Source organism: Bacillus cereus group sp. MYBKT14-1 (genome assembly GCF_051915185.1).
Lineage (GTDB): Bacteria > Bacillota > Bacilli > Bacillales > Bacillaceae_G > Bacillus_A > Bacillus_A cereus.
This window is the reverse complement of record NZ_JBQAEF010000011.1, coordinates 1-23673: the sequence shown is the minus strand read 5'-3', so window position 1 is coordinate 23673 and position 23673 is coordinate 1. Positions and strand designations below refer to the sequence as shown.

The following is a 23673-nucleotide window of genomic DNA, read 5'->3' as shown; positions in this document are numbered from 1 at the left end:
GGGGCACCTGTCTTCTTTTGTTCGTACACCTTTTCTGCCCATTGGTATCTGTTATTCTATAATTTCATGTTATTATCACTTAAATCATACTTCATACCTTACATTTTAGCTTCTTGAGCTAATTCGTGTTTCAGTTTTAATTCATATCACCGACCACCTTCTATATAATAGGAAGAAACTCGTTATAAGTGCCCTTTATAGTAAGTCCCTTGTAAATCTTTTTATTTAAATTCACATTAATACAGAATGTTAAAATAATTTAGATTGAAGTGGAAATTTTAAACGTAAAGTATATATAAATTCCGCCAATAGACAATTCATATATAATAAGAACGGATTGATAATTTGCTAGATTCTTCTTTATTTATTTGTACTTGCTAGTCCATTTGGAGATAATCGGGTAATGAAACTCTTTTCCTTGTAATACATATATAATCCCTTTAAAAGGCCCAAAAACTAATAAAATAACTATGATTATATATAATGGTGCTGTCCACAATATCATTGACAAACTACTCTTATTCATATCTAAATGGAACATAGAAAACATTAAAATCCTTAATATAAAAGTATTCCAGATCAATACAATAATCCAAGTGAATAGCTGATAAACACCTGTTTCAATAGCTATTATACGAAGTTCTTTAGATTTGAATATAAAATAAAAAATGAATGGTACAAAGAAAATTGTAATGCCCAAAAAAGTAAGAATCATGAAAGAAAATAAAGTAATAGTATGCATCATTAATTTTAGTTTTTTTTCTTTAGATAAGTTCAATTAAACGCCTCCTAGATATAGATTCACTTTTCTTAAAGCTAATGTTATTATTTTTTACATAGCAATTGTGGATATAGCTTGTTTATAAATTAATTGTTGTTTTCCATTAACAATCATTAGAACCGTAAAACGGTCTAATCCAACAATTTGTCCTGGTATTCTAACTCCACTTTTTAAAACCAGAGTAATGTTCTTTTTTTCTCTTTTTAGTTGTTCATAGTTTTCTTCTTGGAAATCCCTCATTTTACCCATCCCCTTTTATTATTAATATATATCTTACTACATTAGAATTGAAAAACTGCCTTGGTACATATTTCGCAAGAAGTCAATCGAAAACAAACAATACATTAGCTATTTAGCGTATTAATTCAACATAAGATTTAAATGTATACTAGTTTTTATTCTGTTGTGTTTTTTATTAATTAATACGATACGTGAAATTTAAAATATTAGCTTAATTGGCACGGAGTCACCATATCAAAAAAAGAAAATTGGACAGTTATTCACAAGCTACTTCCTAAATATTGTTCCTCATTAGCCAACTTGTTTATGGTTTTTAAATTTGCAACAGAACCAAAAATCCCCTCATATTACTTATTGTCAATTATTAGCTGGAATCTCTCCTGTATTCTCATCATTACTTGGTGGCGATGGCGTTCCATGGTCATCCCCATTATTTAGTGGCGTTGTATCCCCTCGATCACTACCATTGTTCGGTTAATTTGTATTTCCCTGGTCACCACCACTTTTTGGCTCACTTTGCTTTTTCTCTTCTGGTTTCTTTTGTTTTTCTTTTTGCTTATTTTCACTCGGCTGTTCAGTTGTATTTGCTATTTTCATATTTAGAGAAGAATCACGCTTCTCACCTTTAATACGTAATTCGCTACCTTCTTGAACCACACTGTTTGACATTTTAAATTGCGACTTATCTGTAGCAAACTTACTCATCATTTCTTTAAAAATCAATTGAGCAATTTTCGTATTTTTACTACTAATATAATCATCTTTACTATCCTTTGTATATCCGGTCCATACAGCCATCGTATATTGTGGTGTATAACCAGCAAACCAACTATCACGAGTTGCACTTCCTGGTAAATTATATTGTGCTATTTGTTCTAAAAAATAGTTTGTTGTACCTGTTTTACCCGCTATATCTAAATAACTTATATTAGCTGTTGTACCCAAACCGGATGAAACAAATGTACGAAGCATACCAGTAATCATATATGCTGTAGAATCCTTCATAACTCGTTTAGTTTTTTATTCCAAGCTTTTTGACTTTCCATCTGGATAAACAACTTTCTTAACAAAATACGGCTTCGTATACTTACCCTCATTACCAAGTGCCGCATAAGCACATGCAATTTCAATTGGGGACGCTTCATTTGTACCAATCGCTGTTGATTCGGTCGGTGCAACATTAAATGTAATACCTAGCTTTTCAGAGAAACTCTTTGATTTATTAATTCCTACTTCTTTTGCAGTTTTTATTGCCGGGATATTTCGGGACGTCTTCAATGCATCACGCATTGTAATTGGTCCTAAATGCTTTCTATCTGCATTTCTAACTTCTTGTCCTGTTGAATACTTAAATGGAGAGTCATCAATTTGATGGTAAGTAGGCTATTTTAAATATTCAATTGCAGGGGCGTAATCAAAAATGGTTCATGTTAACGTAATCAGCATGAATGGAATGTAAAAAAAGAATCGACTTCTAATTTTATCCTATAGATGGTATGGATACAGGGAATCAGAAAGCATAGGGAAAATCAATCCCCTCACTTGAGAGTATCTTAGGATTACATTTAATAGACAATTTAATTAATAAATTTGTTCCACTTTAAAGATGAGAAAGAAATTTGAGTTGGTATAGTAACGGAGCAGAAACGTTAACAGAAGGGCTACAGCAACGAAAAATGGAATTTGATAGAAAATCCAATCTTAGCTTGATAGACATGTAATACTATCAGCATTTTTGGAACATTACCCTGCTAAGCAAGAAACCTCACTTTTCATCTTTTTTCAGATAAGAAGTGAGGTTTTTCGTTTTGGTGCATTTATTTTTCTTAACTTGATGGTGTGGGTGTCAAAGTTATTATCTTGAAATCTATTCATAATATAGCTCACTTTCTAAAAGATTTATATTTTATGTAATTTTGATCTTATTATATAATCCTAATATGTTTTTCAAGCAGATTTAAAGTATGTTTATTATGAATTTTTTGTAAATCACTAAATTATTCTATTGTATTTAGAAGGGGGAAGTAATATAAAGGTCATTTTATTGTTGAAGTAACGTTTTCTGTAATAACAAGTTTCGCAATAAAATATAAACTATAACTAATTTTAATTATGATATAATATAGCTAGTAACCGAAGGCGTGTGGTGGGAGGTTGCAGCCTTTCTTTCTCTTAATTTAGAGGGAAAGGAGGTGTAACCAATATGGAATTTTTACAACAATTATTACAGGACGCTACGAAACTATTCGTAACAGTGTTCATAACAACTTTTGCAACAGCTTGTGCTAACAAGCTAGTGGCAAAACGTAATAATAAAAGTAAAAGAACCACCCAGACGTCTGCCAAACGTAAGAAAGGTGGTTCAAAGAGGAAATAATTAAACTTTGCAATCTACCACCTAACGGCAGCAGTTACAAATTAGACGGGATGTTACCAGCATCTCGTCTTTTATTATTATGCACATAGTTAGTGAGTTAAAACCTTTAATAAAAGGTTTATGTCTACACTCTCATTATACATTTTATCTCATTGGAAAACAATATCATCTTGTTTGGTATTTTTTATAATGAATTATAGATTGATACTGCTTAAGGCTTTCTTATTTTGGTGAGCTCTTTTCAATTACTCCTTTCTTTTTATACATGTCTTTTAATACCGCTTCATTTATTTTCAAATCCGATTTATCAACAAATTTCTTATATATAGGATTGTCCTTTTTATCTTTGCATTCCTTTTATGATAATTTGAGATGCATTGAGTTGGTGACTTGCACTACCTTATCAAAATTAATTAATTCAAGCTAATCCGAACACATCAGATGTAAATTTTTAATAATTTCCCTCTACAAATAAGAATTTCATTCTTTTCTGCATTCGCAAAGTAACAAGTGCACTATGTCACCAGTATGGCTTTGAGGATCTCTAGTTCTTCTATCTCTAAGTTTGGCTATCTTGTCGCTCAATAGACAAACGAATAGAATTTCATGGTAAAATAGTAAATGTTTTTAAATAAGGGGATGGAGGGGTTTCAAGTGAAACTTAGAAAGATTTTTATGATTTGTTTTTTATTTATATTCACATTAACTATTGTGACTGGTTGTAGTTCTTCACAAAGTTCTACAACTGTAAAAAATGGAAAGGCATCTTCGTCTTCGAAGAACGTGGAAATTGAAGTTGAAAATGCTGAGTACGTATTACCATTAAGTGGGTCAATGGGAGGAATAAATAAAGATAAAGTATTGAAATTCAAAGTGAGTTTGAAAAATAAAGGGGATGAAATGTTAGAGATATCACCTTATCTCTTTACACTATATCAAGGTGATGAAAAAATGAAGAAATATGATAAGGCTGATTCAGATAAATTACGTTTAATAGAATTAGAACCTGGTAAAAAAACATCGGGGATTCTCTACTATGAAGTGAATAAAGCCTCATCATATGAGCTCGTTTATTCCAATGAAGAAACAAAAAAAAGAGACGATGAAACAGAAAAAGTTTCTTTCAAAATTGATACACAAGAAATAGAAAAGAATACAAAAGACTTAAACAAACCAGCTGAAGCTCTAAAAACCTATATAAACGCTGTTTATTATGATAAAGATATAGACAAAATTAATGAATTGTCCGGTGAAGATGGAAAACAATTTACTCAAAATATACATCAAGAATTTAAAAAAGATGCAATGTCCAGTACGCATAATGGAATTAGTGACCAGGAATTTGAAAGCTATTATAAAAAGTTAAAATCTGTACTGCAGGAAAAAGTTACATTTACAGTAAAATCAGTAGGTTCTTCTCCTGAGGAAGATAAAGTTGAAGTGGAATTAAAAGTAAAACCATTATTATTAAGCGAATTGCAGCCAAAATTAAATAAGAAAAATGAAAAATTGTTAAAAGAAAATCCAGGAATCGAACAGCCTAAATTATTTAGCCAATCGTTTAGTTACTTCATATCTATTTTGCCAGAAGCAAAAGTTTCAGATAAAGAAAAAGTAATAAAGGTTGAGATGGAACGATATGGAAAAGAACAATGGCGTTTTTCTAAAGGTAAAGTAACCGATTCAGAGGACGTAATGGAAATAATGGGAGAGTTTTTAAAACAATAAAAAGATATAAACGAAAACGAAGTTTGCAACAACCAAACTTCGTTTTTTCGATTTATAATAACTTACAACAACTGTTACCTCCAAACGATAAAAACACAAACCTTCAATTTAGAGAATATTTTAAAATCTTAGCTTGATGGATATGTGTCGGTACCCCATATCCATCAAGCTAAGAACTTGTTTTACCCCCTATTTTTTTGAGAGTAAGTTGTTTTTTGGAACCAGAAAGGTATATTTTTAACTATAAAAATTATAGGAAAATTTATCTGTTTTTCCTTTTTACCTACTTGCTAAATTCAGCAAGTAAAATATTTTTAAAAGGATCAGAACGACTAGTTTTATGGCCATTCAAATTGATAGCCAATGTATGCTTGCCTCCAATTGTGCCTCCAGCAAAAGTAGAAAACCCTGGAGAGGCACCTGCGTGTCCCCATATCGAGACACCGTTTGGAAGTTTAGTTTCATAGATTCCAAGACCATATCCATCGATTACTTCTGTTCCTGTAGGAACTGTAGTAAGCATTTGTTTTAGTTGCTGTTCCTTCAGTAATTTGCCACTGAGTAAGTAAGAGAAGAATTTGTTTAAATCGTCAGCAGTAGAAATCATATCTCCATCCGAGCTACCTGGGTATGAATAAGTAACGTCTTTTAGCTCACTTTCTCCGTCATATCTTTCATATCCACGGGCATGATTGGTACCTGGAATAACAGTTGAATTACCAGGTAGGAATGTATTCGACAATTCGAGCGGTTCAACAATCCGATTTTCAACCTCTTCCGCATAGCTGTTTCCAGTTACTTTTTCAATAAGGATACCCAGTATTACGTATCCTGTGTTTGAATAAGACCAGCCCTTACCTGGAGCAAAGTCTGGTGGAAGAGAAATTCCCATCTTTACGAATTCTTCAGGCGTATACAATTTTTTTGTATCCATAATATCATAGTCTTTTGACTTTAAGTATTCAGCAATTCCACTTGTATGATTCAATATCTGCCGAATCGTAATCTGGTTAGCATCATATCCGTTTCCTTGAATGACGCCAGGCAACCATTTTTCGATGGAGTCATCTAGATTCAAGCGGTTCTCTCCAGCCAATTGAAGTAGAACTGTTGCAATGAATGTCTTCGTCGTACTGCCAATGCGAAAGCGAAAATCTGTTTTCATCGGCTTCTTGGTTCTCAGATCCGCTATCCCGGCGGCATAGCTCCAATTTTTACCACCCTTAGAAATTTGAGCGAGTATTCCAGGGTATCCAAGTTGGAGTGAATCCCGCATTGCTTTCTTAACGGAAGAACGATCGCTTTGATTACTTGTTTGTAACGAACTAGATACATTTTGCGTGGTTTCTGCTTTTACAATTGAGGCTGGTGTTATGTATAACAGGGAACTTCCAGCTATTAAAAGTGATAGATTTGCACATGTAATTTTACTGCATGTTTTCATAAAGCATCCTCTCCTTTATTTAAATTGTAAAGTTAGTTGCTTGCTGTTTCGTATTAATCACACAGCTATTATCTCCACCAATGACAAAATGTCAGAATTGAATTCGTAATCATATTCATAATTATTATTTTTACGGACGCTATTCTGTCTTATAGCAAACGGTAAATCCCCCTTCTTCCACATGTATGTTAACGCCAGAAATTACTTCTTTTCCTTGAAACACTCTTGTTACTGGTTTGTTTTTCATATATAAGTCATATCTGTTCCGCCTTTCACACCTCCTTATATTTTGATCTTACACATTAAAAATCTCTTTTTTCTTACCTATTCCTTACAAATTACTTACGTTCAAAATAGCTTCTATAATAAAATAGAAACACAGAGATTTTTCACTTCTATGTTTCTTTTTTTCGTTTTGGGAAACAATTAATTTTTAAGTTAATAGCGATGTGTCAGTACGCCATATTCATCAAGCTAGTGAAAAAACAACCCAAAACAGTAAAATTGATATTTCTGGGTAAAAATGTACAAAAATCTTTTTTGAGGGCGTTATAAAATCCTTAAGTTGATGGATATGGGGTTCTACATTTTATGCTGCACTAAAACAATCTTCAATAATCTAAATTAGATTTGTAACTACAAGTGGGTTTCTACTTGCATTAATATCATGAATGTTGCTTACTGCTATAGGATTACGCTTCTTGTAATCTTTCAAATGTAGACATATTAGTTCCCATCTTTGGTGCAGATACGGAATGTTGTTACCTTCAGTGCCTGCTTCTCTTGGTGGGACATAAATAAGTAATCCTGTAATGTTCCTTTAAACACCTGAACCCCATTCGAGTATGCGATAACAGTTTTATCAAAATTTAACGATGTAAGTGTAGACATTAAGTTTTTCATCTTATTTGTTCACTCCTGTTTTCCATTTAGATTTTGTAATGATCCCGTCAAAGTTGTATGAAATCTCTAATTGGTCGAATCCACTCTTATAGATATGCTTCGTACTTGTTCCGTTCAGCTCGGTAATATCTGTCCATGGTAGGTTACTATCATCTATCTCAATAAAGTTTACACCCTCCTTAGCTACTTGTAACATATCCTTACTAGCCCATCTCGAAAGCTTCGGCTTAATTAGCTCTTTGTATGTCTCCTGCGCTTCTAAACTTCCTAGAGAATTGAGATTCTCATATGCTTTCTTTTCTCGGGCTGCATATTGCTCCTCTTTGAGTGTTTCCTCTTCAGATTTCTCTGGCTCCTTATCTTGAATCAGCGTCTCTTCCACCTTCTCAACAGGTTTTTCTTCAGTGTCATCAACTTCTGCAGGTTTCTCCTCGGGTAGATTCTCTATCGCATCTAGTTTAGCCTTCAGCTTAATGTAATTAATTTCTAATTCATCATACTCTTTGGCTAATTTCTCTGACTCTGCTTGATAATGTTCTACTTGTGATGATAATCTATTGGTTTTTTGGTTATAACAAGATGTCAGCCCAAAGAATAGAAGAACTGTTGCCCCATACTTTGCAGCTGTCTTCCTTTAATAGATTGTACTTTCTCGGTAAATGTAGATTTCTTTGATTCCATAATTTGTAGTCTCTCCCCCAAGTTACTCACTTATCTAATTATGATGATTTAGTTACATATAAAATTTTACACGACTATAAATCAGATGTCCAGTTGACTATACTAGACGATTAGTCATTTTGTTCAAGGATTTAATATAGTGATAATATACGCGTATTTTGCCACTGTTTAATGACTACAGCGTATTTCTACTTAATGAGTTCTCACCACACAACAATCAACTTAAGGTTTTAAATTATCCCCATAACGAAAATTTAAAACCATGTTAGTTAATTTTTAAAAAATTAGGAAAGCCATCCTCATAACTGAGAATGGCTCTTATAAATAAAGGTTTATGAATGCATTTTTGTACGTATACGTTTTAAATAGTGGTGTCTAATAATAAAGAAGTAAACCATTTGAATGCAAATAAAGCTTACTAATACTACAATTGAGCTTTGTAAAACAGACATTTCCCTACTTACTGTTTGTCCTAATTGATGAAACGTTAGAAATGCAAAACTACTGTGAAGCATAGCCACTACTATCGGCAGGAAAAATAGTAACATCATTTGTCTTGTCACGATTTGCTTTAACTCTCTTTTACTTAAACCTAATTTTGAAATCATTTCATATTGCTCTTGATCGCGTTCTAAATCAGTAAATAGCCGGAAATATAAAAAGCTTAACGTAAATACGAAAAATACAATCCCCACCATTACACTTGAAATAGAAAGTAGTCCGTTTTGTTGTTTCATTTCAATCCATCTTAAATACAGTGATGAAAACTTATAATAGTCTTCTTGATTCGTACCAATGAACTTCTTAAGACTTGTCGAAATCGCACTTGTTTCAGACCAATCTTTAACGATAAAACCGTAAATCGTGTAATCTCGGAGTACGCCTTCTTCTTGAACATGTAGGACCTTATTATAAACAGCATCAGAAACAATAACAGGGTTATCAATCATGGCTAACTCTGGGATATACACTGTTTTTTGTACAGAAAGTGGAATCTCGAGTTCACCATGATTTATTTCAAAAAAATCCAGATGCTCTGTACTTTTCTCTTTCTTATTAAGTCGTATAGCAATGCTATCATTTTCATTTGTTAATTTCTCTATTTCATACCCTAATTTTTTAGCGTATTCATTATACGCAGAAAGATTAATCAAAGCCAATCCGTCTAATGTCCTTTTAAATTCTGTTGCTACAAGGTTATATGAAAATCCAGATTCCTCTAATTGTTTCTTTATCTCTTCAATATGAGCTTTTTCTTCTATATTCCCCTTATCTGAACGATAGGTAAATGCATATGGAGTCTCATGCTTAGCCAATTCAGGATTTGCAATAGCCGTACAAACTCCAATTGCTGTAAAAGATACTGCAGATATAATTGATACGATAAAAAAGGTTCTCGCATTATCTTTCATACGATACATTAATTCTGAAATAACAAGGAGATTGGTTCTTTTAAAGAATGTAGTTTCTCTATTTTTTAAAGCGGATAACACATATACACACAATTGAGTAAAGAAAAAATAGGTCCCACATACAATGAATACGACTCCTACTCCTACGAGTAGGAATAATTGATTTAAACGCATGTAATCGACCGCGGCGATACTGTGGTGAACGCAGGAGTAACCCGCTCCAAATAAAATAATGACCAACAAGGATATATAAACAGACACTATTGGCTCAGTTTTTGGTTTTTCATCTGATTTTATGAGTTCTACAAGTTCATTCATTTTCACCATTTTTGATGTAAACAAAGAAATAAGTAGAAATAAAACAAAAAAGGACATTGCTGTTACTATCATTGCCTTGATTGGAAAGTAAAATGCTAACGTTTGCTCTATCCCTAATAAAGAACTACTAATTAATAAAAACAATTTAGAAAAAACCATTCCTAGTCCAATGCCTACTACGATTGAAGGGATTCCAATCAACATATTTTCGAAGAAAATTAATCGATGAAGCTGCTTATTAGACATTCCGTGTAACATTAATAATCCAAACTCTTTTTTTCTATTTTTTAAAAATGCACTAACAGAATAGAAAATAAATAAGAAAGAAAAAACAAAGATTAAGTAATAGGATAAATGAAATCCTATTTTTCCAAATGCACTCATGATGGTACTTAGATGAGTCAGCTCACCTTGTAGGTTCGGATGAAAGACAAGTAGCCCATAAGTGAAAAAAATCAATACCGCAAATGTACTACTAAAAAAATGACCAAGATATATTCTTTTATTTCGTAAAACATTATTAAATGCGAGTTGTCGAAAAGTCATGTTTATTCCCCCCCTAACATAGAAAGACTATCCATAATTTTTTTATAGAATAATGGACGATCATCTTTGCAAGTAACTTCATTGCATAACTGGCCATCTTTAATAAAAATTATGCGGTCACAGTAACTTGCAGCAACTGGATCGTGCGTTACTAACATCATTGTTGCCTTTTCTTCTTTGTTTAATAGTGTTAATAGTTCCATCACATCTTGAGAGGCTTTAGAATCTAAGTTTCCTGTCGGCTCATCGGCAAGAACCAATTTAGGAGAGTGAATGAGTGCACGGGCAATCGCTGTTCGCTGTGCTTGCCCTCCTGATATTTCATATGTTCGCTTATTTAAAATTTCGCTGATTCCTAATTTTTCCGAAATAGATTCTACTCGTTTATTTATTCTTTTCACATTCATGCCATCTAATACGAGTGGAAGAACTATATTCTCTTTTACTGTTAAGGTATGCAGCAAATTAAAGGATTGAAAAACGAATCCTAATTGCTTTCTGCGAAATAAGGCCAAATCATCGGAGGAGAGTTGATACGGATTTTGATTATGAATACATACACTGCCTGATGTTGGCGCGTCAATAGTAGAAATCATATTCAATAATGTTGTTTTCCCACTTCCCGAAGGTCCCATTATCCCAACAAATTCCCCCTCCATAATTGTTAAGTCTATATTTGAAAGTGCTGTATGTGGAACCTTTCCTGTATATTCTTTACTAAGATCATTTACTTTTACTATTTTCATATGAGAAATTCCCTCCAAATGTACACACTACGAATAAGATTTGATAGAAGATATCTGCCCACATTATGATTTTTTAATACGAGTCATGTACCATTCACAACTAATCTGTTTCGGCTTCTCCTATTGAAACTAGAATACTTGGTCAAATTTATTAAGTACCAAATTAAATTTCATATCGTAACACATGATTTTTATTCATGTTTCTGTTTTTCATTGTAGTAGTAAGGGTGTTTTTCTCATATTGAATTACCTTTCATTTGTCTTACACGCTTGCAATGTTTCTGAAAATACAGTTTATAAAGTCAGTGAGCGTATTTTTTGAGGAGATAGCAAAAAGAATGCTACACGATTACTTTCCTTTACCGAACTAGGTTTCTATATAGTAATTCATAATATTTTTTCACCATACTCAAGTTCTTCTTCATCTAAAAGTGGAACAAATGCATTACTTAGAATGTCTATTACGTGTATTCCAGAAAATAGATGTCCAAATTGGATACAACCTATATCGCTGGACACCTATTTATAAGGTTAATAAAAAAATGAAAGGATTCATTATTTTGCAAAAGAGAAGGATGTATAAAAGGTGTGTATTGAAATACTACGTTTACATGTTACCAGTTTCATACTTTTACGGGATACTCATTGCAAGTGAAAAAGTAAAAAATAATTCACTTGAATTTTGGGTTATTCGCTCCATAAACGTTTTGAATGTGCTGTAACCTGAAAAATTTAAGCTGTAGAGTATCGTTATCGTATGCTCTCTACACTCGCATCAGTATGAAGTACTAAATTAAAAACATATATTCTTGAAAGAGGTTGAAAATTTATGTTCGTTTTAAACAAGTTCTTTACCAATTCACATTACAAAAAGATTGTACCTGTCGTATTACTTTCATGCGCGACACTGATAGGCTGTTCTAATAGTAATACGCAATCAGAATCAACTAAACAAACAAATCAAACCAATCAAGTTAAGCAAGAAAATATAGGTAATCATGCTTTTGCTAAACTTGAAAAAGAATATAACGCTAAACTTGGTATTTACGCACTGGACACAAGTACGAATCAGACTGTTGCTTACCATGCAGATGATCGTTTTGCATTTGCCTCTACATCTAAATCATTAGCAGTGGGAGCTCTTTTACGTCAGAATTCAATAGAAGCTCTTGATGAAAGAATTACGTATACACGTGAAGACCTATCTAATTATAATCCAATTACTGAAAAGCATGTGGATACAGGAATGACGTTAAAAGAACTTGCAGATGCTTCTGTTCGATATAGTGACAGTACGGCACATAATTTAATTCTTAAAAAATTAGGTGGTCCATCCGCATTTGAAAAAATCTTGAGGGAAATGGGTGATACTGTTACTAACTCCGAGCGATTTGAACCTGAATTAAATGAAGTAAATCCGGGAGAAACACATGATACGAGTACACCAAAAGCAATCGCTAAGACGCTTCAATCTTTTACATTAGGAACTGTACTACCATCTGAGAAACGTGAACTGTTAGTAGATTGGATGAAGAGAAATACGACTGGGGATAAATTAATTCGTGCGGGTGTACCAAAAGGATGGGAAGTAGCTGATAAAACAGGTGCAGGATCTTATGGAACAAGGAATGATATCGCAATTATTTGGCCACCAAATAAAAAGCCGATTGTTCTTTCCATCCTTTCTAATCATGATAAAGAAGATGCAGAATACGATGATACACTTATTGCAGACGCTACGAAAATCGTGTTAGAAACTCTAAAGGTTACGAATAAATAAAAATAGGTTAAAAGTTTTCCATTTTAGTCACATGTATTCTCTGTTAACAGACACATGCATGCTACTCAAGTCAACTACCCCCACTGAGATGAAGCGTTTCAGTGGAGGCTTGAGTTAGAACTCTAGGTCTTTTCTTCTATCGCTAGACAGTTTGACGCTCTAGAATTCATGCCACCGTAAGGTAACACCCCAAGTATGTTTTTTGTTGATACTAGCAACGAACTATTGCTTTCCCACTTGCACCACCCTTTCAAAAAAGAGCAATTCTTCCTTGTGGAAGAAGCCACCACTCAGATGAATCCGACGTGAGCTACAAGCCTCGACAAGTCGAATACATATGGATGGTTGACGCCCCCACTAAGCTATGCGCGAAGTAACAGCCTTACGTTTTTGCACTTCTAATAGAACCGGCGTTTTTACTTTAAGATTTTCATGTGATACAGTAAGATTAATTACTTCCTGTCGTAGACTTTTTACTGTATCTATTTTTATCTTATTTGTTTTTTCTAATATCTTGTACTTCTATTGTTTGATCGTTATTACTGGTACTTGCTCGGTGTCAGAAATTTTACTGTAACCATAATAAAGTAGAAAAAATAATAAAATAATTGTCCAAATAAATATAAACACTTTATAATCATACTTCATATGAAAAACCTCATTTTCCCTATATAAGTGAATGTACATACACCTTATAAATTCAATTACATAAATTATTGGATGTTTTAGTTGTAAAAAATCATTAAAGATTAGAAATCGTTATTCATAAACATATCCAAGAAATCTTCAAAAAAATATCATCTAGGCATTTTAACATTTCATAAAAATGCACAGATGATATTTTTACGTTTAGCTAAGTAATGCTTTTTATGTAATAAATCTTTATCTCTATTTCACCTTAATGTTTATATGTACAAGAGTCTGTGTAGCAACTAGGCTGTACTTTAAATATGTACTAATTTGTGTGTGTGGGAAAGGAAGCACATTTTATTTAAAGTTGTTACTTTAAACCCCTTAATTAGTTGGTAGTCTTCTTCATTCAGACAGAAAAGAAATTTAAAGTGTGCACGTATTTTCAACTCAGGCTCTTTACTACACACACTCCTATCCACATAAAAACATCTATAGCTTTTTGTAACAATACAGAAATTAGAGGAAATAAAAATGAAATAATTTTAACATTATGTAACATCTTTGTAACGCAAATGTAACATAAAACATTTAATCGTACAATACTTTTTTAACTAATTATCAACAAAGTTCTATTAAAATCGTTCAATTTTAATAATGTTCCCATAGACTATTACAATTAGAGTTGCTTGTGTTTTATTAATTATCCTTCATTTCAGCTCCATTTCGGCATGTGTCTGTTATACAATAAACATATACTTGAAAGGCAATGGAGTAACTGTTTATGTATGTCAAACAATTAAGATAGCTTCCTTTCATTTCTTGCTCGAAACCAATTCATCTTCACCTACTCAATTCGCGTTCCTTTTGGAAGGAGTCTTCTTGGCTAAAATGACAAAAAAGTTGAGGATTCCCCCAACTTTTTTATACATTTATTTTCTTATTAATCCTGTAGATGTAACCTGATATGTTCTTTTCTTTCCTATATATTCCTGTTTTCCATTCTCAAGGTTAGTTAAAGTCGCTCTTGTTTTTTCCTTAGCTTCATCCCCTTCTATATGAGTAAATTCTATATAATCTCCCACTTTTATAGGTACTGTTTGGGTTTCAGCATTTTGTTGTCTATTTCCCATGATTTCTTTATTGTACATAACGCTACCAGACGAGTTCTGGACTTTAATACTTGCATATGTACTATTGAAGTAAGAATGCGGTACGCCAGCTTCTAATTTGATTTTCAGCTCTTCTGCTGTTTGATTATAATCTACTTTTGCAATTTCTCGATCACTATATCCTTTTAATGACCATGTAAATTGTTTCCCATCTAGAATTGTTGTCTCTGGCATTTTTTCTACTTTCTTTAAGCCCTCTTTTGTAACCTGGTATCTTGCTGTCTTTCCAATAGTTTCATTTTTATTATTTTCAAGATTCATTAATGTTGCGCGTGTTTTTTCCTTTACAGCGTCTCCTTCTATATGAGTTAATTCAATGTAATCTCCCACTTTTACGGGTACTGTTTGGATTTCAGCATTTTGTTGTCTATTTCCTATGATTTCCTTATTGTACATAACGCTACCAGACAAGTTCTGGACTTTAATACTTGCATATGTGCTATTGAAGTAAGAATGCGGTACACCAGCTTCTAATTTGATTTTTAGCTCTTCTGCCGCTTTATTATAATCCATCTTTGCAATTTCTCGATCACTATATCCTTTTAGGGACCATGTAAATTGATTTCCATCTAAAATTGTTGCTTCTGGCATTTTTTCTACTTTCTTCAAGCCTTCTTGTGTGACTTCATACATTGCTTTTTTTCCAAAGCTTTCTTGTTTACTGTTGTCTAAATTTGTGAAATTCGCTCTATGTACACCTTCAAGATGTGTTAATTCAATATAATCTCCTACTTTGACTGGAACTTTTTGCGATTCAGCATTTTGTTGTTTGTTTCCATAAAAGTCATTATTATATACTACTTTTCCTGATGCATTTTGTACTTTAATACTCGCATACGTTTCATTAAAATAATGATGCGGTACGCCTGCTTTTAAGTCAATTTGCATTTCTTCTGTCGACTTATTGAAATTGATTTTTGCAAACTCAAAATCACTAATTCCTTTTAGGGACCATGCAAATCGATTCCCTACTAAAATATCAGAATTTCCATTTGTAATTCCTACTTTTTTCTCTACAGTTCGATCAAATATATCTGTTAATGTAATTTTAGCAAAAGCTGTTTGAGGCAATTGCATAGTTTGACTTACCTCAGTTTGGTAGGACTTAATATTATCAATTACTTTTAAAGGTTGTCCCATTAACTTTTCATTGTCATAGATTTCAATTTTCCCTTTAAACTGTGGAGTACTTTGTTCTTTCAATTTCCATGAAACATTTATTTTTCCAGCTTCAAAGCGAGTATTTTGGATATCAAAATCTAAATTTCCCATTTCTGGTTGACTAGGCTGATTTATATTAAAAGTTTTTCCAGTACCAATAGTTGATTGAGTATTTCCTCCTGCCCTAACCCATAGATATTCTGAAGTTGCTCCTCCATCGTATTGATAGGACGTATCATGTTGCCCAGAGATACGCTGATTATTCCAAGAATTCCATTGTTTATCTGAAACTTTTCTGCTGTATCCATTTTTAAGACGTGCTTCTCTTACATCTTGTCCATTACCAGCCCAGTCCTCTTGAAACATCGATAAACCATAGTTAAATGCAACATTCGCAACTGGATGATCCATAATAGCAACTAACTTCCATTGATTTAGTGTATTATCTTTTATCCACTGGCCAAACTTTGTATGGCCATCTTCTTGCCAAGAACGTAGAGTCATTCGATACCATTCACTATCTTTCCAATTATAAGTTGTTTGTACCTTTAGACCTGTTCCTTCTCCACCAAATCTACTGGCTTCTGAAGTCGGCGATAAATATTCAGCTTTTATTGCTTGGTTTGATGCTATTGGATCCCAAAGTGCAAAGTGAAGGGTACGTTTACCGAATTGATCAAAACCACTTTGTTGTTGGAATCCCGCATAACCACCACCCTCCCCTCCCTGATTCCAGTTATGCACAGCCCAATACGTATAAGGTGCTGTTTGGACTGGTGACCAGTCTATACTAATAATATCTGAAGCAGCAGTATTTTGTGGTGTTACATAAACTGATGGGGCATGCGATCGGGTTGCTGCCTCTGTACTAGAAATTGGTGCTCCATACATTGACAACATGGTACAAGCCGTTGAAACCATAACAATTCTTTTTATTTTTCCCCTTGTTTTTACTTTAAACATAACTTCCTATCTCCTTTTAAATTATTTTAGTTACATTGAATAATAACCCTATATATCCCTTTAAACAAATTATGTAATAAAGTAACATTAGCTCTAAAATCTAAATATATTTAATGTTTTTTACACTGCTATTATTAATCAAATTATAGTATTTTGTATTAAAATCGTATGATTTAGGACTAAATATAAAGTGAAAATTTTATAAAATTTCATAAATATGTAGTTTTAGATATTTATGATGAAAGACCCACTAAATAACTTAATTGATTTTATAAAAGATTTCTTTTCGTTATTGATTACACTATTAAACCCAGAATTGTTTACTAGAAAAATATTATGTAAACTTCGGTTTGCCAATTAGACAAAATAGTTTATCAATTCGCTGATATCTTATCATTATTTAGAAAGAGCCTACTTAAAAACATAGACTCCTTTAGGTATCTACACATTACATATATAACAAACATAAAAAAATAACATCGCATTCTTCTGTTAGTTTATTTAATATTTAATGACGTAGATAATGTATTCCAAGGTGCATTTGTAGATGTATTTTGATATTTAAATTGCCCATTTTGCTGTCCTGAAGCATCCCATTTATATTCCCATCCCTCCACTGTTCTATCCCCATTTATATCAATCATCTTAGAATCTACTTTTTTTAGTTTTTGACCACTCATTTGAGCAATTGGATTTCTACCATATCCCATTTCATTTGTTTAAAATTGAAACCAGCTCCTAAAAATTCAACGTATAGTAGTTAAAAATTCATTTTGTTTGCAGCTAGTTTTAAAAAGTACCCACTTGATTGTTGTCTGTATGTATGTATGTGAAAAAGTATCCACTTTAGTGTCTCCGTTTAAAGAAGTATCTATTTTCTTATCCCGATATGAGGACAAGAAAATGGATACTAAATAAACTTTCACCGTAGATAATTCAACATATTACACTATAAAATAAGTTCCTACTTTCATGTCTTTTTACACCTATTCTTTGTACAAAGATAGGAAACTCTAAACTTTCATTTTTTAGACTTGGTTGGGACAAGAAAGTCTAAACTAAAATATTGTAGTTGTTTCATATTTTCTTCCAAATGAATTTGTATATATACTGGTTTCAATTGAGGGTGTTATGTTTTAAATATGACTGTTTCGAACCCTTTTCTATATATTTTAATTGGTAACTTAAGACGGGATAAATAATCGCCCTGCTTGTCTTGAATAGACTTAAAGTCTTGTAGACGAAAATCTCCTAAGTCACGGATATACAGCTCATTCTTTCATTTTTGGGTGAATTTGTATACCTTAATTTGATGGGCATGGACATTGCCCCTTTTTTAACTAATCTAGGGGACAAGCTGATACTACAGAATAAAAAGAACATATTATAAAAATATAAAGGAGGGGATAAAGATGAGTTATTGGAAACATGAGTGTGGTCATCATAAAAATGAAAGATATGATTGTGATGATTATAAAAAAGATAAATATAAATATGAAGAAAAAGACTATGACTACTACTACAAAAAATACTACGTGAAAAAATGCTATTGTCGTTTTGAACCTTATTACCCTCATCACAAAAAAAATTGTAAAAATAAATATGACAATTACTAAATCTATATAATTATCTAAGTTCTCAATTCTTTAGTTTTAAAAAAAGATTTCTATTTTTTAGAGATCTTTTTTTATTTTAAACGTAAAATTTTTGATGCTTAAATGGTGCCATATTTCTTAATTGCAGAGTTTTTTGGTGATGTTCAATCAAAATAAACGTATAAAATTTAGGAAATAACAGAAGTGCCTCTAATAAGCAAAACCACAGCGATTGCTGTGGTTTTGCTTTTAACGACCAAGACTATGTTGTAAATGTTCATAGCATTATATATTTTATACTTCTATTTTAAGAATGTTTTGACCTGACAGAATGAAGGTTTAGCTTGTTTCCCCCTTAAGTTGATGGGCGTGCGGCTGTACCCCTTTTTGAGAAATTTGTTCCTTAATTTCAATGAGATCTTTTGTAGAACGTGATAATCGAGTTAAATCCGTTACAATCACTGTATCTTCTGAACGAAGAAATTCCAGCATACTATTTAATTCCGACCGGTTTCGTTTTGTACCGATTATTTTCCGAAGAAAATGCGGTCGCATCCAAATTCTTCAAGCTGATTCTTTTGTCAATCTAAATTTTGATCAAATGTAGAAACACGCATATAACCAAACTTCATGTTTATCATCTTCTTTACAAAACATTGTACCAAAAACCTTTGAACAAGGATATTGCTACAAATAATAATGTTACGTATTTTTGTTACAACTACTCTATATTTGATTATAAAAAATGCAAAATATCTATCTTGTTTATATATAATTTAGATTATGAATAGAATAATGCCTTAGTATAAGAAACTTCGTTTTCTAGTCCGTGAAAAATGGAATCATTTGTTTTCTATTTTTACTTAGTTAGGTCTCTTTTTATAAATACCTCCTCACAAGTATTCAAATATTAGATTGAAGTATGAATATGTAACATCAATGCTGGAAATAACATTAAATATACTCTTTGTGGATTAATTAAAATATATTTTAATATCTTCTATAACTTACTTTCGGAGTTCTTATAATTTAATGTTTTATTAAATTAACTTTTATGTTAAAAAACTTTGATGATTGGAGGTTTTAAAATATGAAATATATATATAACTACTGAACTTATAAGTGGTTTTTTTCTTCTTTTTATAATAGTTAAATTTGTTGGAAGGAAAATTATTAATCAAATTACCCCGTTTACATTTATCTCTGCTATAGTTTTAGGTGAATTATTAGGAAATGCAATTTATGACCAAAAAATTAGTATTTTTACTATTATCTACTCTATGACTTTATGGGGACTTTTACTTTTTATCGTAGAGTATCTTGGACAAAAATTTCTGTTTTTTAGAGGAGCGTTTGAAGGAAAACCATCACCACTTATAAAAAATGGCATAGTTGACAGAGAAGAGTTAAAGAAAAATAAAATGAATATTAGTCAATTACAAAGTTTGCTAAGGCAGAGTGAAACATTTTCTATTCGAGAAGTTGCATTTTGTTATTTGGAAGTCAATGGATCCATTAGCATCTAAAAAAAGACACAATACCAAAAAACTACTCGGGAGGATTTTAATATGCCTGATCAACCGGTTTATGTACCCGTAACTCTTATACGGGATGGTAAGGTCTTATGGGATGAATTAAAGGATTTAAACTTTTCTGAATCTTGGTTGGAAACTCAACTTATTTCTCAAAAAATCTCTAATTATGAAGATGTTTTTTTAGCAGAATGGTTAGAAGGAGATGGGCTTTTTATACAAAAAAATAATTAATTGCTATTTATCTTTTCACATGATTGGGTTATTTAGTAACAAGTTTATTAAATACGCTATGCTTCCTCTTTATTTCCAAAACATAGCATATTCATTAAAGTTGTATTTTTCATCCTTTAAGTAAGGTACGTTAGAACCATTTTTATTTAAGTTCTTTATGACTATGATTATTTTTATTTTTATTTTTGTTTTTTACTTCTTGAAATATATTATTATTTTCTCCCTGTTCATTATGTACATCGTATAGAGACTGATTATATGATTGCATGATTTTGTGAAAATCTCTCACCGTTAAAGGTTTTGCCTCATCCTCCAATTCATAACCTAATTGACCATTAGGTTCAAGAGTCGCTGTTTTTACATCTGCAATTTTAGAAATCCCTTGATTACGTAAACGCATTTCTAACTGATCGACTGTTAAACGTAATTTAGTTAAATTTTCAATATTAAGTCTACCGTTTTCAATGACTACTTTAGATTTACCAGTGATAAATTTTTCAAAGGTATTAGACTTTAATTGAAAATACTCTAAAAGTATAACCGTAACCACAAATATAAAAGCACTAGCAATAGCCTTTATAGTACTTTTTTCTACGATGGGTTGAACAATAATCGTACCAATGGAAATCATGACAACAGTTTGTGCTAAAGTCATTTGAGATATGGATTTTCTTCCAGCAATTCTTAATAACAGAATTCCAGCAAGAATTAAAATTAATGATTGCCAAATAAAATTCACACGATCACCCTTCTATACGCTACATTTTTATTTCTTAGGTTCTACTTTAATTTTTAATATATACCTAATAAATTAGAGAAAATATATTCAAATAAGTTAGCTTTATTTAGTTATAAAAATAATATTGTTGTTCTCAATCAACTACGTTTTATGCTTTCCATCAATGATGAAAAGCAATAATTTATGTAATTTATTAATTTAACTTACATATTAATATGTAAAGAACAATGATACATGCTAATTACATCCCAATAGTCTTTGAACATTGTATTAATTCATTGAAACAATGAAAGGAAGATGCAGATGAATGCTAAACTTTCGGAATACGGAAAGTATCTACAAAACATGGGTTCAATTCTTATTAAATTATCTGACGAAATAGTTTTTCTTTCTAATTCTTCTGGAGAAGATACACATCAAAAACTTGTAGCATACACTAAGAATTTTGATGAGAACTTAAAAGGGCTAAAAACAACAATACCTCCAAATATCATATTAGAAGAACATTCGATTCTGATACATGGATTAAATGAAATGTCGAACGCTTTCCAGCACATGATAAACAGTATTGATTATACAGAAAATAATTTTAATGTAGATGAGTATAATGTTAGTCTTTCTATAATAAACAAAAATAAAAATTCATTATTAAATACGGTAGAACAAATATTAAATAAAATTATTCATAGTTTATTTTAAATTGTCATAACTATTATATTTTTTAACAGAAGAGTTCTGTACCTGTTCTATGTTTTTAACCTTTTAAGTAAACCTTATAATATAAGTCTTATTTAAAAGGTTAAAGATTCATGGCTAATATGAATACCTTATGTGAACAATTTGGACAAATCTTAGGTGGGAAACATACAGTTGAAGATGGAGTTTGTTCAGTAAAAATAAAAAGGAATAATTTATATACCTCAATTATGGGAAGGAATGCGGCCCCCAATCACGTCATTGGGGCTATGTTTTCATTTGAAAGCTTAGCTGAACAGGGAAATGCTTTAAATTTAGGAGAAACTGCTTTAAGGCAAGAAGAAGTATACCCTTTTATATTTCTTTTACAACAACAAGGAATAATTATTGATTCTCTCCATAACCATTGGCTTTTTATGAATCCATTACTTATGTTTGTACATTTTAGTTCAATTGAGAACCCTCTGTCATTTGCAAAAAAGTATCTTATACTTTTCAACAAGTTATAAAATGAAGAAAAATTTTTTGATTGATAAGCATTTTTGCTCTCTTAGTATGCTTTCTTTACTCATTCAATTTAGGCGAGATCTCCTTGTGTATTTTGAAAATATTTCAATTTAAAATAACCTATAATTGTTTGCACGTATGATGGAGAATAATTCATAATTATGGGGAGAACACCCTGTTCAGCTGCTCTTTTTTTATACCAATTTAGTAAAACCATTATTACTTATAAATACTAATTTAACAATCAAAATCTTTCTATAGATTGTATACAGTTTCATAAGGAATTGTTGAAAAATATATCCCTTCCCCTGAAATCACTATAGGGTTGTAATAACCTCCAGATATATAGTATGGTTGCATATCCAGATAAATAGGCGGCTGCATACTTTCATACATTTGTTGTTGCATTTGCAATGCTTGATGAACAGCTTGAACTGTACTGTGTGCAGCACTATGTGTTATAGCATGAACCCCAACTGCACCATGAGAATGTACTCTAATTTGCTTACTTATATTCGAATAAAGCATAATCATTCAGCCCGCTTTCATATGAATCGCTACAAAACATATTATGAAGAAAAAATTTATATTGTTAAATAAGAATTAAATTTACTAATTCGCTATCAAGTAAGGGTTTTATTTTAGAATTAATAAAATATACGTTTCTAGGTTTGTGAACTACCCGCCACTTAACGTCCTAACGGACTGTTTGAAGTGGGGGCTTCTCGGTTAGTCGTTACTTTTGGTAGCTAACGAATTCGTCCTAAGACAGCCGAGCTAACTCCCTTGTTCCAAGGGTTATTTTATTGCTATCTATGCTAACGCCAATAGGCGTATTGCTTCATTTTTGATATTGATAGCTGCGTTATAATCTCTATCGAAATTTACACCGCATATACAAGAATAGACTCGCTCAGACAATGACATATTTTTCACATTTCCACAACTGCTACATGTTTTTGTGGAAGGAAACCATTTGTCTATTTTCACAAGCTTTTTGCCTTGTTCATGTAGTTTATAAGCTAAGAAAGAAGTGAACATACCCCAAGCATTATCAGCGACGCTTTTTCCAAAATAAAGTGCTTGCGATATTCCTTTCATATTTAGATCTTCAATAGCTACAACATCAAAATGAGTAGCTAACTCTTTAGACTTATGATGAAGGAAGTTATTACGTTGGTTTGCTACTTTTTCATGCAGCTTAGCTACACGGATACGTTGTTTATTCCAACGCCCTGAACCTTTTGTACGTCTTGATAATACTCGTTGAGCCTTTGCTAATCGGTCTAACATTTCACGATAGAACTTAGGATAATTGGCTCTCTCATCCTCAGAACTGACGTATAATTGATCCATCGCAAAGTCTAATCCAACAACTGTTTCTACTTCTTTTTGTACGATCTCTTTTTCGTATTCAGTCAAAATGGACACATAGTATTTACCAGTAGGTGTCATAGAAATCGTACATGACTTGATTATATGGCCTTG

General features: G+C 31.9%; 15 protein-coding genes and 6 pseudogenes. 7 read left to right on the top strand and 14 right to left on the bottom strand.

Annotated features, from left to right (window positions below):
- Window positions 1-364: 364 nt before the first annotated feature.
- The 3 genes and pseudogenes from ACTFO4_RS22710 to ACTFO4_RS22700 all read right to left on the bottom strand — a co-directional run.
- Complete coding sequence (locus tag ACTFO4_RS22710) at window positions 365-778, bottom strand: hypothetical protein (RefSeq protein WP_440014450.1); 414 nt, start codon at window positions 776-778, stop codon at window positions 365-367.
- Between the two features lie 54 nt (window positions 779-832).
- Window positions 833-1021 (bottom strand): RNA chaperone Hfq, encoded by a 189-nt coding sequence (hfq, locus tag ACTFO4_RS22705; RefSeq protein ID WP_001204524.1) that lies wholly within the window; start codon window positions 1019-1021, stop codon window positions 833-835.
- 357 nt (window positions 1022-1378) lie between these two features.
- Window positions 1379-2443 (bottom strand): annotated as a pseudogene (locus ACTFO4_RS22700) (penicillin-binding transpeptidase domain-containing protein); the annotation flags it as partial.
- Window positions 2444-3224: 781 nt separating this feature from the next.
- Here ACTFO4_RS22700 and ACTFO4_RS22695 point away from each other — a divergent pair.
- Both ACTFO4_RS22695 and ACTFO4_RS22690 read left to right on the top strand, forming a co-directional pair.
- Entirely contained in the window at window positions 3225-3398 is a 174-nt protein-coding gene (locus ACTFO4_RS22695; RefSeq protein ID WP_206906240.1) for a hypothetical protein, read from the top strand.
- A gap of 654 nt (window positions 3399-4052) precedes the next feature.
- Complete coding sequence (locus ACTFO4_RS22690) at window positions 4053-5126, top strand: DUF5105 domain-containing protein (RefSeq protein WP_440014451.1); 1074 nt, start codon at window positions 4053-4055, stop codon at window positions 5124-5126.
- Window positions 5127-5409: 283 nt separating this feature from the next.
- Here ACTFO4_RS22690 and ACTFO4_RS22685 read toward each other — a convergent pair whose 3' ends face one another.
- The 4 genes and pseudogenes from ACTFO4_RS22685 to ACTFO4_RS22670 form a co-directional block, all read right to left on the bottom strand.
- On the bottom strand, window positions 5410-6570 hold the full coding sequence (locus tag ACTFO4_RS22685) for a serine hydrolase domain-containing protein (RefSeq protein WP_440014452.1): 1161 nt from the start codon (window positions 6568-6570) through the stop codon (window positions 5410-5412).
- A 904-nt stretch (window positions 6571-7474) separates the two neighbouring features.
- Complete coding sequence (locus ACTFO4_RS22680) at window positions 7475-7855, bottom strand: hypothetical protein (protein WP_440014453.1); 381 nt, start codon at window positions 7853-7855, stop codon at window positions 7475-7477.
- 631 nt (window positions 7856-8486) lie between these two features.
- The gene (locus ACTFO4_RS22675) at window positions 8487-10430 is read right to left on the bottom strand and encodes an FtsX-like permease family protein (protein ID WP_440014454.1); all 1944 of its coding nucleotides are present in this window, start codon (window positions 10428-10430) and stop codon (window positions 8487-8489) included.
- A pseudogene (locus ACTFO4_RS22670) lies at window positions 10405-11176 on the bottom strand (ABC transporter ATP-binding protein). The gene ACTFO4_RS22675 and the pseudogene ACTFO4_RS22670 overlap by 26 nt, the downstream one beginning before the upstream one ends.
- A gap of 829 nt (window positions 11177-12005) precedes the next feature.
- On the opposite strand from ACTFO4_RS22670, the gene blaIII reads away from it, so the two are divergent.
- Window positions 12006-12956, top strand: a complete 951-nt coding sequence (blaIII, locus tag ACTFO4_RS22665; protein ID WP_063538711.1) for a class A beta-lactamase BlaIII — start codon at window positions 12006-12008, stop codon at window positions 12954-12956.
- A gap of 1562 nt (window positions 12957-14518) precedes the next feature.
- Here the strand turns inward: blaIII and ACTFO4_RS22660 are convergent.
- The 3 genes and pseudogenes from ACTFO4_RS22660 to ACTFO4_RS22650 form a co-directional block, all read right to left on the bottom strand.
- Entirely contained in the window at window positions 14519-16882 is a 2364-nt protein-coding gene (locus ACTFO4_RS22660; RefSeq protein WP_440014455.1) for a putative mucin/carbohydrate-binding domain-containing protein, read from the bottom strand.
- 497 nt (window positions 16883-17379) lie between these two features.
- Window positions 17380-17601: pseudogene (locus tag ACTFO4_RS22655) on the bottom strand (DUF4879 domain-containing protein); the annotation flags it as partial.
- 308 nt (window positions 17602-17909) lie between these two features.
- Window positions 17910-18161 (bottom strand): annotated as a pseudogene (locus ACTFO4_RS22650) (IS4 family transposase); the annotation flags it as partial.
- Window positions 18162-18294: 133 nt separating this feature from the next.
- Here ACTFO4_RS22650 and ACTFO4_RS22645 point away from each other — a divergent pair.
- Window positions 18295-18498: a hypothetical protein gene (locus ACTFO4_RS22645; protein ID WP_098852686.1), complete on the top strand. Its 204-nt coding sequence runs from the start codon at window positions 18295-18297 to the stop codon at window positions 18496-18498.
- 333 nt (window positions 18499-18831) lie between these two features.
- Here the strand turns inward: ACTFO4_RS22645 and ACTFO4_RS22640 are convergent.
- Window positions 18832-19109 (bottom strand): annotated as a pseudogene (locus tag ACTFO4_RS22640) (recombinase family protein); the annotation flags it as partial.
- Window positions 19110-19574: 465 nt separating this feature from the next.
- Here ACTFO4_RS22640 and ACTFO4_RS22635 point away from each other — a divergent pair.
- A pseudogene (locus tag ACTFO4_RS22635) lies at window positions 19575-20243 on the top strand (DUF421 domain-containing protein).
- Between the two features lie 142 nt (window positions 20244-20385).
- On the opposite strand, the gene ACTFO4_RS22630 reads toward ACTFO4_RS22635, so the two are convergent.
- Window positions 20386-20982 carry a DUF421 domain-containing protein gene (locus tag ACTFO4_RS22630; protein WP_324656912.1) on the bottom strand — a complete coding sequence of 199 codons (597 nt, stop codon included), beginning with the start codon at window positions 20980-20982 and terminating at the stop codon, window positions 20386-20388.
- Between the two features lie 303 nt (window positions 20983-21285).
- Between ACTFO4_RS22630 and ACTFO4_RS22625 the strand changes: the two genes are divergently transcribed.
- Window positions 21286-21681, top strand: a complete 396-nt coding sequence (locus ACTFO4_RS22625; RefSeq protein ID WP_322471625.1) for a hypothetical protein — start codon at window positions 21286-21288, stop codon at window positions 21679-21681.
- A gap of 110 nt (window positions 21682-21791) precedes the next feature.
- Entirely contained in the window at window positions 21792-22187 is a 396-nt protein-coding gene (locus tag ACTFO4_RS22620) for a DUF1259 domain-containing protein (RefSeq protein ID WP_409532409.1), read from the top strand.
- Window positions 22188-22440: 253 nt separating this feature from the next.
- On the opposite strand, the gene ACTFO4_RS22615 is transcribed toward ACTFO4_RS22620, so the two are convergent.
- Complete coding sequence (locus tag ACTFO4_RS22615) at window positions 22441-22713, bottom strand: DUF3947 family protein (RefSeq protein WP_142954745.1); 273 nt, start codon at window positions 22711-22713, stop codon at window positions 22441-22443.
- Window positions 22714-22998: 285 nt separating this feature from the next.
- On the bottom strand, window positions 22999-23673 hold a 675-nt coding region (locus ACTFO4_RS22610; RefSeq protein ID WP_440018867.1), incomplete at its 5' end, for an RNA-guided endonuclease InsQ/TnpB family protein.

Excerpts from the sequence above, each read along its gene's own strand:
- hfq (WP_001204524.1), bottom strand. The coding sequence starts at position 1,021 with ATGAGGGATTTCCAAGAAGAAAACTATGAACAACTAAAAAGAGAAAAA.
- ACTFO4_RS22695 (WP_206906240.1), top strand. The coding sequence starts at position 3,225 with ATGGAATTTTTACAACAATTATTACAGGACGCTACGAAACTATTCGTA.
- ACTFO4_RS22685 (WP_440014452.1), bottom strand. The coding sequence starts at position 6,570 with ATGAAAACATGCAGTAAAATTACATGTGCAAATCTATCACTTTTAATA.
- ACTFO4_RS22675 (WP_440014454.1), bottom strand. The coding sequence starts at position 10,430 with ATGACTTTTCGACAACTCGCATTTAATAATGTTTTACGAAATAAAAGA.
- blaIII (WP_063538711.1), top strand. The coding sequence starts at position 12,006 with ATGTTCGTTTTAAACAAGTTCTTTACCAATTCACATTACAAAAAGATT.
- ACTFO4_RS22660 (WP_440014455.1), bottom strand. The coding sequence starts at position 16,882 with ATGTTTAAAGTAAAAACAAGGGGAAAAATAAAAAGAATTGTTATGGTT.
- ACTFO4_RS22645 (WP_098852686.1), top strand. The coding sequence starts at position 18,295 with ATGAGTTATTGGAAACATGAGTGTGGTCATCATAAAAATGAAAGATAT.
- ACTFO4_RS22625 (WP_322471625.1), top strand. The coding sequence starts at position 21,286 with ATGAATGCTAAACTTTCGGAATACGGAAAGTATCTACAAAACATGGGT.
- ACTFO4_RS22620 (WP_409532409.1), top strand. The coding sequence starts at position 21,792 with ATGGCTAATATGAATACCTTATGTGAACAATTTGGACAAATCTTAGGT.
- ACTFO4_RS22615 (WP_142954745.1), bottom strand. The coding sequence starts at position 22,713 with ATGCTTTATTCGAATATAAGTAAGCAAATTAGAGTACATTCTCATGGT.